This window comes from Maribacter spongiicola (assembly GCF_004364165.1).
Taxonomy (GTDB): Bacteria; Bacteroidota; Bacteroidia; order Flavobacteriales; family Flavobacteriaceae; genus Maribacter; species Maribacter spongiicola.
In genome coordinates this window covers 850,036-862,554 of the sequence record NZ_SOAY01000010.1, presented here as the reverse complement: position 1 = coordinate 862,554, position 12,519 = coordinate 850,036, and the positions used below count along the sequence as shown (strand labels likewise).

General features: G+C 35.2%; 6 protein-coding genes and 1 tRNA gene. 5 read left to right on the top strand and 2 right to left on the bottom strand.

The annotated features are described in order from the left end of the window. Positions 1 to 213 precede the first annotated feature (213 nt). Positions 214 to 295 (bottom strand) — tRNA-Leu (locus tag CLV90_RS04215). 129 nt (positions 296 to 424) lie between these two features. On the opposite strand from CLV90_RS04215, the gene CLV90_RS04210 reads away from it, so the two are divergent. Then, the gene (locus CLV90_RS04210; RefSeq protein ID WP_133686251.1) at positions 425 to 1,816 is read left to right on the top strand and encodes a dipeptidase; all 1,392 of its coding nucleotides are present in this window, start codon (positions 425 to 427) and stop codon (positions 1,814 to 1,816) included. A 178-nt stretch (positions 1,817 to 1,994) separates the two neighbouring features. Here the strand turns inward: CLV90_RS04210 and CLV90_RS04205 are convergent, their stop codons facing one another. Further along, positions 1,995 to 2,573 (bottom strand): PhnA domain-containing protein, encoded by a 579-nt coding sequence (locus tag CLV90_RS04205; protein ID WP_133686250.1) that lies wholly within the window; start codon positions 2,571 to 2,573, stop codon positions 1,995 to 1,997. Between the two features lie 213 nt (positions 2,574 to 2,786). Here CLV90_RS04205 and CLV90_RS04200 point away from each other — a divergent pair, with 213 nt between their 5' ends. The 4 genes from CLV90_RS04200 to CLV90_RS04185 all read left to right on the top strand — a co-directional run bounded on the left by CLV90_RS04200 (position 2,787) and on the right by CLV90_RS04185 (position 12,519). Then, complete coding sequence (locus CLV90_RS04200) at positions 2,787 to 3,152, top strand: BlaI/MecI/CopY family transcriptional regulator (protein WP_073242260.1); 366 nt, start codon at positions 2,787 to 2,789, stop codon at positions 3,150 to 3,152. 68 nt (positions 3,153 to 3,220) lie between these two features. Then, positions 3,221 to 5,677 (top strand): M56 family metallopeptidase, encoded by a 2,457-nt coding sequence (locus CLV90_RS04195; RefSeq protein ID WP_166638533.1) that lies wholly within the window; start codon positions 3,221 to 3,223, stop codon positions 5,675 to 5,677. 136 nt (positions 5,678 to 5,813) lie between these two features. Continuing rightward, on the top strand, positions 5,814 to 6,917 hold the full coding sequence (locus tag CLV90_RS04190) for a DUF4407 domain-containing protein (protein WP_133686248.1): 1,104 nt from the start codon (positions 5,814 to 5,816) through the stop codon (positions 6,915 to 6,917). Positions 6,918 to 7,527: 610 nt separating this feature from the next. Beyond that, a complete protein-coding gene (locus tag CLV90_RS04185; RefSeq protein ID WP_133686247.1) occupies positions 7,528 to 12,519 on the top strand; it encodes a translocation/assembly module TamB domain-containing protein in 4,992 nt (1,663 codons plus the stop codon).

The window sequence follows — 12,519 nt, the reverse complement described above, 5'->3', positions numbered from 1 at the left end:
AAAACTTACAACGAGGTTAAAAAGCAATGAGTAGAAAGGTTACATAACCCCATAAAAAAAGCCCCTAGATTTCTCAAGAGGCTTCTCGTTGTACAGGCGGAGAGACTCCCTTCGGCTGCGCTCAGGATAAACTTCTCATCTCTCCGTAAAATAACACCCAATAAAAATTCTCCAAAAAAAAAGCCCCTTGATTTCTCAAGAGGCTTCTCGTTGTACAGGCGGAGAGACTCGAACTCTCACACCTTGCGGCACTAGATCCTAAGTCTAGCGTGTCTACCAATTCCACCACGCCTGCATACTTTCCTAAATCATCAAATAGTGATTATCGGGGTGCAAATATAACGCAAAAAATCAATTCTCTAAATTTTAGCTATTTAAAAATTACGCTTTTTGTACTTTTATCGAAAGTCACATAAAAAAGTACATGAAAAACGTAAAGAATTATCTATCGGAAAATAAGGACCGATTTTTAAATGAGCTTATCGAACTACTTAAGATTCCGTCTGTTAGCGCAGATTCTGCCTTTTCTCAAGATGTATTAGATACAGCCGAAACGGTTAAAACTCGATTAGAGGAAGCAGGTTGCGATGTTGTTGAAATTCATGAAACTGCAGGTTACCCAATCGTATATGGTGAAAAAATCATAAATACTGATCTACCTACAGTTCTTGTTTATGGTCATTATGACGTTCAACCGGCAGATCCTATTGATCTTTGGCATTCACCACCATTTGAACCTGTTATTAAAAAAACGGAAAAACACCCAGAAGGTGCCATATTCGCCCGTGGAGCTTGCGATGATAAAGGTCAAATGTACATGCATGTAAAAGCATTGGAGCTGATGGTGAAAACCGATCAACTACCATGTAATGTAAAATTCATGATTGAAGGTGAAGAAGAAGTTGGCAGTAATAACCTCGCCATCTACGTCGCGGAAAACAGAGAGAAACTGGCAAACGATGTTATTTTAATATCAGATACAGGTATGATCGCCAATGATGTACCGTCGATAACTACTGGTTTACGCGGACTAAGTTATGTTGAAGTAGAAGTTACGGGACCTAATCGTGATCTGCATTCCGGATTATATGGTGGTGCTGTTGCCAACCCTATCAACATTTTAACTAAAATGATTGCCAGTCTGCATGACGAGAACAATCATATTACCATACCTGGTTTTTATGATAAGGTAGAAGAACTTTCTGCTGAAGAACGTGCAGAAATGGCTAAAGCACCTTTTAGTATTGAAAAATACCAAGAGGCTTTGGATATTGAATCTGTTTACGGTGAAAAAGGATATTCTACCAACGAACGTAACTCTATTAGACCAACATTAGATGTTAATGGTATTTGTGGCGGATATACTGGCGAAGGTGCAAAAACGGTTATTGCAAGTAAGGCTTTTGCAAAAATATCTATGCGATTGGTTCCGAACCAAGATTGGAAAAAAATTACAGATTTATTCAAAACACATTTTGAAGCTATAGCACCAAAAGGTGTAAAAGTGGTCGTAAAACCACATCATGGCGGACAAGGATATGTAACGCCTATAGATACCATTGCTTACCAAGCAGCTTCAAAAGCTTATGAAACTACCTTTGGCAAAAAACCGATTCCGCAACGTAGTGGTGGTAGTATCCCAATTGTTTCTTTATTTGAGCAAGAGCTAAAAAGCAAAACCATACTTATGGGCTTTGGGTTGGATAGTGATGCCATACACTCCCCTAATGAACATTTCGGAGTGTGGAACTACTTTAAAGGAATTGAGACTATCCCTTACTTCTACGAGTATTTTACAGAAATGAACAAGAAGTAGTTGACAGTTGACAGTTGACAGTTGACAGTTGACAGTTGACAGTTGACAGTTGACAGTTGACAGTTGACAGTGAATTAAAAATAAAACGTCTTTGCGAGCAAAGACGTTTGTTTTATTATATAAGGAAAAATTGTTGATGATAAATTGATTCCAAGAACCAACAACCAAAAACCAACAACTATAATTTCTTTACGTACTTGGTAATTATAACCGTCATTGTTGGTCCTACTTTACCTTCAATATATTCTGCATTTTCACGATCTAATGAAATTCTTCTTACTGCAGTACCTTGTTTAGCTACTTGGCTAGACCCTTTTATTTTCAAATCTTTTACCAAAACAACACTATCGCCGTTTTCTAAAATTACGCCGTTTACATCGCGGTGAATTATCTTGTCAGCTTCTGCTAAACCTTCGCCTGTTGCTTTTGCCCAAACTAAAGCCTCTGGCTCTAAATAAATCATATCTAGTAAATCTTTAGGCCAACCTTCAGATTTTAATCTAGATAGCATTCTCCAAGCAACAACTTTCACAGAATCATACTCACTCCACATGCTATCATTTAAACAACGCCAGTGGTTTGCATCCATTTGTTCTTTATCTTCAATTTGAGTTCGGCATGTTTCACATGCTAAAATACTAGAATCGACTCCGCTAATAGAAACCGGCTCTACTTCAAAAACTTCTAAATTATTGGTTCCCGTACATAATTCGCAAGTGGAGCCACTACGTGCTTCCAAATCATCTTTTACACTCATTCTAGGTTGTTTTTATAATACGAATTTACATCTTTTAAGTGTGTCAATTGGACCTTTCCCCAAAGAATTGGGGTCGGGCTATACATTACAAGTACGCTTTGCTAAAAAGCAAATGCGGGCTTTTCATTACTATCCCTAAGGCAAAACAACTCTACACTTGTAGAATTAAAATATTTATTCTATGTTTGTAGAACATACTCTAAACTTGTAGAAATGCAACTATCCAAATCGGAAGAAGAATTAATGAATATTCTATGGAAGCAAAAAAAGGCTTTCATGAAAGATCTACTCGATGCCTACCCAGAGCCAAAACCTGCTACTACAACTGTGGCCACATTATTAAAAAGAATGGCCGACAAAAAATTTATTGATTACAAAAGCTTTGGTAGAAGTAGAGAATACTTTCCGTTGGTAAAAAAGAAAGACTATTTCTCTAAACACGTAAACGGACTCATTAAAAACTTTTTTAATGATAGTGCTAGTCAATTCGCATCGTTTTTTACGCAAGAAACCAACTTAAGTAAAGCGGAGTTAGAAGAACTGAAAAAACTAATAGACGTAGAAATCGAAAAGAAGTAATTATGGTAATCTACCTTTTAAAATCTGCCGCATGTATGGGCATATTTTTGCTCTTCTATAAACTCCTTTTGGAGAAAGAAAGCGTGCACCATTTTAAAAGATACTTTCTATTAACCGCCGTAATCGCTTCTTTTATAATCCCTCAAACTGTATTTACGGAATATGTTGAAATAGAACCCACTACTGCAGTCACTCAAGTTATCACTATAAATGAACCCCAAGAAATACAACCAGTTATTCAGGCTGTAGAAACATCGCCCATGAATTGGTCTTTAATACTATGGACTCTCTACGGATTAGGAGCTGCCGGATTCGGATTCCGCTTTATGTATAATCTATTTAAAATATGGAAACGTATTCGTAACAACCCAAAAACGAAACATAGTGCTATCTATAGAATACTATTAAAAGAACAACTGCCACCGCATACTTTTTTACGATATATTTTTCTAAACAAGCAAAAGTTTGAAACTAAAAGCATACCTAATTCTGTGCTGCTACATGAAGAAACCCATGCTATACAAAGGCATAGTTTAGATGTCCTTTTTCTTGAAGTATTGCAATTGGTATTCTGGTTCAATCCGTTAATTTATGCATTCAAAAAAACAATTAAACTAAACCATGAATTTTTAGCAGATAGTGCTGTACTTAAAGGTCAAGAAGACCATTTAAACTATCAAAATACATTACTGTCGTACTTATCAAACGACAGCTTTAACACCCATCAATCAGTTGGTATCGCAAATGCCATAAATTATTCATCAACTCGCCTGACCGTATTTGGAAAAACCTTCAATTTTGGCAATCCATACGGGCAGGTCAAAAAACGATTCATCATCATGAAAAAACAAACATCAAAAAAGAGTATCCTGTTACGAAGCTTATTGCTACTGCCAGTATTAGCTTTAATGCTCTACGGATTTAGTCAAAAAAATGTGGTATCGCAAAACACGATTAAAGACATCAATATCGAAATCACAAAAAGTGGAGATTTATTAATCAATGATGAGCCAGTAACTTTAGAAAAACTATCTGAAAAAGCACTTAATGTAAATCAAAACATTGACACATATATCTTTAAGAATTACATAACAGCACATATTTTATATGATGAAAATCAATATAAAATGATAGACCAAGTACAATCAGAACTTCAGTCTGTGGGAATATTTAATATTGAACATTTTAGTGAAAGAACAACTAGCATTTTTAATCAAAATGGATTTGCTTCAAGTGATTATGATGGAAAAACGATAGATGAAGCTAAAGAAATTCGTAGAAATAATGTATTTAACACTCATAAAACAAATGCTAATAATGAACCACTTTTAGAGATAGCATGGATAGAAATTAAAAATGAAAATGAAATTTGGTTTAATGATCAGCAGATTCAACTATCACAGCTAAATGAGAAGGTAAAATCAGAATATCCTTTGGCTGTTAAAAACAACAAATTATCAGCACAAATTTATGCTACAGAACTTCTTAATTCAGCCTTTACGGATGCCATATCACAAGAATTAAGAAAGTTAAAAACAAAAAGTATTACTGTTTTTTCAAACAGCTATATAATGCCTGAAGATGAGTACAAAGAACATATCGAAATCAAACCTAATACTATTATTTTAAATACTAATAATATCATTTTACAATCAAATAAAATCTCGGATTACAATTCCTTAGCCAAAAAATACAACACTATACCCATTGAAAAAAGGAGCATTCCACAGAGTGATTTAAAAATATTAGAATCTACTTATAAAAAAATGACTGCTGAAGAAAGAAATGCTGCCCAACCTTTTCCTGAGTGTCTTCCTAAGCAAAACCAAGATGGTGCAACACGAGCACAATTAGCTGAATACAACGAAGTAGCTACTAAATACAACATCATGCTATCTAAAGGTGGTAATATTCGCATCCTAAAAGCTGATCTTGATAATTTAAATTATATCTACGGATTGATGTCTGCTAAACAAAAAGAGAATGCAGCCCCATTCCCTGATTTCCCGGAGCCACCACCTGCTCCAATGGCACCTAAAGTGGCAAAAGGAGAAAAAAGTAACATTCCACCTCCACCAGCTCAAAAAGAACCAGAAACACTAATAGAATCATCCTTAAATTTCCCTGCACCGCCTCGCTCACCCCATGAGCCAAAAACACTAAACACGACTAATTATGCCAGTAAACAATTAAAAGAAATAATTAAAAATCAGGATCCTTATGACCACTTAACTCTTGATACTAAAGCTATAAATGGTATTCCATCAACAACACATACCTCGCATACATTAGAAAAACCATCAAATGCAATTGCCCCACCATCACCTCCTACTCCACCTTCCCCATTAGATTATGCAATTGATATAGCAAAAAAAGGAGCGACATTCTTATATGAAGGATATGAAATCTCTTCTGATAGCGCCATTGATTTATTAAAGAAAAACAAAGAATTGAACATAGAATCTAGAAAGAAAAATGGGAAGACAGAAGTAAGAATTACTAAAGAACCTGTAACAATAGAATAAGTAATACGTCAAACATATGTTAAAGCCCTCTTTACTAGGGCTTTTTGCGTACCAAAAGTGAAAAAGTTACGTTCACCCAGTATACATCATCATCAACTTGCCAGCCGTATGGATGGTCAAGAAAAAATCAATCATCATGATACAAGACTTCTTTATTCTCTGCTCAGGAGCAGACTCTGAACTTTTAAAAACCTGCTCTAAAGGGGAGCAAAACAAGTATGCTGGCATAGGTGCTACCATATTTTTTACTGCAGTTATGGCATTTATAGCTAGTAGCTATGCATTATTCACCGTTTTTGATAATGTCTACGCAGCGGTATTCTTCGGCTTTATTTGGGGTTTGCTCATTTTTAATTTAGACCGTTTTATTGTTGCTACCATTAAAAAGAGAAACAATTTTGGTCAAGAATTTTTACAGGCTACTCCGCGTATTATTCTTGCGGTTATTATTGCCATTGTGATTTCAAAACCTTTGGAAATGAAAATTTTCGAGAAAGAAATTAATCAGGTGTTATTGGAGCAAAAGAATGAACTGACCTTAGCCAACAAAGATCAACTTGCACTACAGTACACTCCAAAAGTAGAACAATTAAACAACGACATTGTTGCATTAAAAAATGAAGTTTCAATAAAGGAAACAGAGACCAATGCACTGTATGATATTTACATCAATGAAGCAGAAGGTACTGCCGGCACAAAACTGCTCGGAAAAGGTCCGGTTTATGCTGAAAAACGAGATAAGCATGATGCTGCACTTGATGAATTACAAGCGCTAAAAACTACTAATAATGAAAAGGTATCTGCGATAGAATCTCAAATTGCAGTATTAAATACTGAATATGCTGAAGTGGTTAAAAGTTCGCAACCAATAATTGATGGTTTCGACGGATTAATGGCAAGAATTACGGCCTTAGACGAATTACCATGGCTACCATCGTTCTTTATATTTCTATTATTTTTAGCTATTGAGACTTCACCTATAATTGCCAAATTATTAGCTCCCAAAGGGGAATATGATATTAAATTAGAAGAGGAAGAAAGCGTGCTTTCTACTTGGGTCGAACAAAAACTGGCGCAACGAAAACTAATTGCGTCAACTGATGGTGAAATCAATCAGAAAATATATGAAGACCTAAAAGGAGAAGAAGAACTTTACGGCTATAAAAAGAAAAAGGCAGAAGAACTACTACGATTGCAAGCCGATAGTTTTCATAGAATTCAGACCAAAGGTTTAAAATAGAAAAAGACCAATATTTCTATTGGTCTTTGGTGATTTGGGGGAACTACCTGAACAACTATTATTTTGCCATAGCTTCGAGTATCGATTCTGAATGTGTACTACTAAAATTGTCGATTTTAAAAATTTCATCTTTGATCGCTGATTCAAAATAACCTAAACATATTTTAAATTTGAAACAGTGTTCATAAGATTCAGTTTAATTGATAGTGTTCGTTAATCGTTAATTACACTTCAAAGATATTCCGTTAAGACCGTTCAAATTTCCCTTAACTGACTAAGAGAGCATAAGTGTAGATAGAATGACAATCTCTATCGACGAACTGTTTTAATCATTTAAATTCTAAGTTAAAGCGCTAAATAAAACATCTACCATATGTTGTATATCGATAATCTTCGTAGCAAATAAGCTAATTTTATATATTGGTAATCTTAACTTTGCATTTAAATGGCATCACTTAAAGAAACCAAGAAGAAGAAAAGAAGGTTTTATAACCTTGTTATCATAATAGTATTGTTAATTATAATTGCTACAGGTTTTATGGCACAACTGGGATGGTAATGTCTCCGTTGAAAATTGAATGGTAGAGTTCAATCCTTTAGTGTTAACCATATGACCGATAAAAATCTGAACATTAGAAAATTTGCAAAGCTCCTCGGTAAAATTATCCTTGGTGTGTTATTGCTATTTTTTATTTTGGTTTTGGTAGTTCGAACTCCCTGGGCTCAAAACTTCATTGTAACCAAGGTTACTAATTATATATCAGACAAAACGAATACTAAGGTAGCAGTTGGCAAATTGTATCTTACATTCTCAGGAGACATTCAAGTAGAAAATGTATTTCTAGAAGACAAAAAGGGCGATACTTTATTCTACTCGAAATCGCTTCAGGCAGATATTCCTATTTACCCTATTGTTTTTAAAAATTCATTATCGATAGATGATGTAACCGCTAACGGTGTGGTTGCCAATATCAGTAGAGACGATAATCCCGACGAATTTAATTTTACTTTTCTTATTGATGCATTAACAACACCCACAGATACAACATCGGCTACTTCTGAACCTATGGAGATTTCTATAGGAAGTTTAGACTTGACCGATTGGAAGCTGAACTATATCGATGCCTATTTAGGAACGGACATAAACCTCATACTTGGCAACTTAGACATAGACGTTTCTGAATTTGATTTAGAGAAAATGAAGTTTTCTTTGGATGAATTAAATCTAAAAAATACCCAATTCAGCTATAACCAAACACACCCGTTCCCTATTACAGAAGATACTACAAGTACTGTTCTACCCTTTATACAATTAGAAGATTTTAAAATAGAAAATGTAGCTATCACCTACAACAGCCAGCCAGATGGCTTACAAACTCAATTAAAATTAGGCACTATTGAGCTAACAGAAATACTTGCAGATGTTTCTAAAAACAGATATGAAACAGATGACCTTATATTTCAAGATTCGCAGATAGCAATACAGCTAACAAGTGAAGAAGCTGTACAAGACAACGCAACCGAAAATACCGCTTTTGAATGGCCAGAATTTATCATTGCGGCGAACGATATTAACATTGCGAAAAACACGTTTAGTTACTCCCTAAACAAAAATGTCAGTAATTCAGACACTTTCAACCCCAATGCATTTAAAATCCAAAACGTTCAACTGTTAGCTAAAAATCTAGCATACCAACCAGAGAGATTTAATGTCGTTGTTTCTAAGTTTTCTTTTTCAGAACCGAGTGGCATCCGCTTAAATCAATTGGCTTTTAAGGCAGGTTTATCAGATACCGAAGCATCTATTCAGGATCTTGTTTTTCAAATGAACCAAAGCTCAGCGAATGCCAACTTAGCCATTCAATTTAACTCCTTAAAAGGAGCAATAAGAAACCCCGAAAAAACTAACTTATCAGCAGATATATCTAATCTTAATTTAGAGTTAGAAGATGCATTAAAGTTACTCCCAGAACTTGCAAAAAATCAGTATTTAGATTCTTTGTCTGCACAACGTATTACCGGTAACCTAAAAGCTATCGGTAGCCTAGAAAAAGTCAATAATTTCAACACAAATCTACAATGGGGAGAAGACACCAAACTGACTGCAAAGGGTAGCATCAGCAATCTCACCAATATAGATTCGCTAACCTATAATTTGAACAATATTAGCTTTAATAGTTCCAAATCGGCTATTGATAAAATAATATCGTCTAAAGAGTTAGGAATTTCCATCCCAGAAACTATACTCGCAGAAGGAAGTTTATCTGGCGGAACCACATGGGTAAAACCTGATGTAAAAATTAAAATACCTGAAGGTTCTGCTACTATTAATGCGCTGGTAAATTTTGGCGAAACCATGAAGTTCGATGGTCAAGTTTCTGTAGATAGTCTGCAATTAGGTAAACTTTTACAAAACGAACAACTGGGTAAAATATCAGTTAAAATTGAAGGTGAAGGCACAGGTTCTAAACTCAGTAATTTTGACAGTACCATTGATGGTTACATAACCCAGTTTCAATTTGACGGATATGATTATAACAAAATAGAAATTCAGGGAAATCTAAAGAACGGAAACGGTACAGTTACCGCCAACATCGATGACCCAAATTTGAACATGAACGTCAATTCAACGATGGCACTTTCATCACAAGAAAACGACATTGTTTTTACTTCAACTATTATTGGGGCAGATTTACAAGAACTAGGTCTCACGAAAAATAACATTAAAATTGCCGCAAATATTAAAGGAAATTATACTGGTACACCATCAAATTACAGAATTAACACCACTATTGAAGACGGTATTGCGATTGCCGATAATGAACAATATCAAGTTTCTACTATCGCTTTAAAAGCGCATATTGAAGATTCGATTACAGATGTATCTATACAAAGTAATTTTTTAAACGGGCAATTGGCTTCTAATGCATCACCAAATCGTATTACCAATGCCCTTAAAAAACAAATAGAACATTATTTCTCAACCGACGGTACCAAATTCGAACCTGAAGATACTATAGAGGCTAAACTGGCTTTTGCCATAGTGCCTACACCCGTATTGTCAAAGGTATTTTTTGACGGTGTAAAAGATTTAGATTCTTTAAATATAGATGCTAGCTTTAATTCAAAAATGCAAAAGATTTCTGCCGAAGTCAAGGTTCCACATATTTCATATGCCGGCAGTTCTGTCGACAGTTTAAACGCTTATATAAAAGGTGATTCATTAGACCTGAAATTCTCTGCTGGTTTGGCAGATTTAATTTATAACCCCATCCACTTAAAACAGACCTATATAGAAGGTAGCTTAAAGAACAAAGAACTGTTGCTCGACTTTACTTCTAAAAATGACACCACACAGGTAATGCATATAGGATCGGCATTGTCATTTCAAAAAGATACTTTAAAACTTCACATCTCTCCGAAAGATCTGATATTAAATAGAAAAAAGTGGGACATTCCCGAAGATAATAATATTGTAATAGCCACGTCTTATTCCAATTTTCAAAATGTAATCTTGAGCCGAAATTCCCAAAAAATGGAAATTTCAAACAAGGTTCCTAAAATGGAATCGGATCATATCGGTATCCTTTTCGAGAATTTTCAAGTACAAACATTTTTAAGCTTTTTTAATCCTGATGAAGCATTGGCAAAAGGTAAAGTCGAGGGGAATTTCGTAATTCTCAATCCGTATGCCGCTTCTGGGTTGGTCGCAGATATTGATATTAAAGATTTTCAGGTGATGCAAAATCCGCTAGGAACATTAACCTTAGATGCATCTTCTAAATCATTGTCTGAATATGATTTTGATCTGGCATTGAAAGATGGCGGCGCCAACCTCACATTAACCGGAGATTATACTGCTAAGGAAAATACGGCAGATCTGAATATGGAGCTTGATATTCAAAAATTGGAAGCAAGCATTATACAAGGGTTCGCAAAAGACCAATTAACAGGTGCCAAAGGGTATTTAGATGGTAGTGTATTGGTAAAAGGTACACTGACCGAGCCTAAATATTCTGGAAGAATTAATTTCAATGATTTCAGCTTAAGCCTCAAAGCGTACAAATCAACTTTGGCAATAGATAATGAATCTATCGATATCGATCAAGATGAAATTACATTAAAAGCCTTCACCATAAACGATATTAATGAGGGTGTATTAACCATCAATGGTAAGGTTATCACTAAAAACTTCGCAAATCCTGGTTTTGACCTATCTGTTAAAACAAATCAATTTAGAGTGTTAGATTCTAAAAAGGGTGATGACGAACTAGTGTATGGTATTGCCAGTATTCAAGCAGATTTGACCGTAAAAGGGAATTTAGAATTACCAGTAATTGACGGAAAATTGCGCGTTCGCGACATTACAGACCTTACCTACATAGTACCACAAGATCAGTTAGATATTCAAGAAAGAGACGGCGTGGTAATTTTTGTAAATAGAGAAAACCCCGAAGCTATACTAACCCGTAACGATGGCGAAAAGTCAAATTCATTTTTTGCCGGCATGGATATTAATACCCTTTTAGAAATCGGTAACGAGGCAAAGTTCACCATTGTTATTGATGAAAAAACACAAGATAAATTACAGGCATCAGGTGCTGCAACCTTAAATCTAAATATTGACCCAAACCAAGACATACGCTTATCGGGTAGATTAGAATTAAACTCCGGCTTCTACAGAACCAGCTTATATAATTTGGTGAGCCGCGAATTCAAACTACAAAAAGGGAGTAGTATTGTTTGGACCGGTGACCCATATGATGCAAAGATGGATGTAACCGCTATTTATGAAATTGAGACATCGGCATCATCTCTAATGTCTTCTATAAGTTACGGCACAGACAGTAATGTATCTGGCTCATATCAACAATCTACACCATTCTTGGTATATTTAAATATAGATGGTCAACTTTTACAACCTGAGCTGTCGTTTGCCTTAGATATGCCAGAAAGTGCCCAAGGTAATTTTGGTGGAGCCGTATATGGCCGCATTCAACAATTAAATGAACAGGAATCTGAATTGAACAAACAGGTTTTTTCTTTATTGGCACTAAACCGTTTTTACCCAACAACTGGAAGTGACGGTAGTAGTGGCGGGGCAGTTTCTATTGCTAGAAATAACGTGAATAAGGTACTATCAAATGAACTTACATCAATTTCTAACAAATTATTGGGCAATAAAGGTTTTGAGCTTGGTTTTGATTTAGATAGTTTTGATGATTATGGTACTGGAACCGCAAAGAGCCGAACGCAACTAAATATCAACGCCAGTAAAAAACTTTTTAACGACAGATTGATCGTTACTGCCGGTAGTGCCGTAGATGTTGAAGGTAGTGCGTCATCAAGCGATACCGAAACTCCTTTGATCGGTAATGTAACCTTAGAATATCTACTGAGTGAAGAAGGTATATATAGACTAAAGGGCTTTAGAAGACAGGAGTATCAAAATATTATTGATGGGCAGTTAATCGTTACCGGTGTGGCTTTTATTTTTAATCGAGAATTCAATAAATTCAGTCAATTATTTAATCCGCTGAAAAAAGAAAAATCTGAAGAGAAACCTTCAAAAAAAGACGCAAAAACCAAAGAAGAACAATAG

Bases quoted from the DNA above. Each gene is read 5' to 3' on its own strand.
- CLV90_RS04210 (WP_133686251.1), top strand. From the start codon at position 425: ATGAAAAACGTAAAGAATTATCTATCGGAAAATAAGGACCGATTTTTA.
- CLV90_RS04205 (WP_133686250.1), bottom strand. From the start codon at position 2,573: ATGAGTGTAAAAGATGATTTGGAAGCACGTAGTGGCTCCACTTGCGAA.
- CLV90_RS04200 (WP_073242260.1), top strand. From the start codon at position 2,787: ATGCAACTATCCAAATCGGAAGAAGAATTAATGAATATTCTATGGAAG.
- CLV90_RS04190 (WP_133686248.1), top strand. From the start codon at position 5,814: ATGATACAAGACTTCTTTATTCTCTGCTCAGGAGCAGACTCTGAACTT.
- CLV90_RS04185 (WP_133686247.1), top strand. From the start codon at position 7,528: ATGACCGATAAAAATCTGAACATTAGAAAATTTGCAAAGCTCCTCGGT.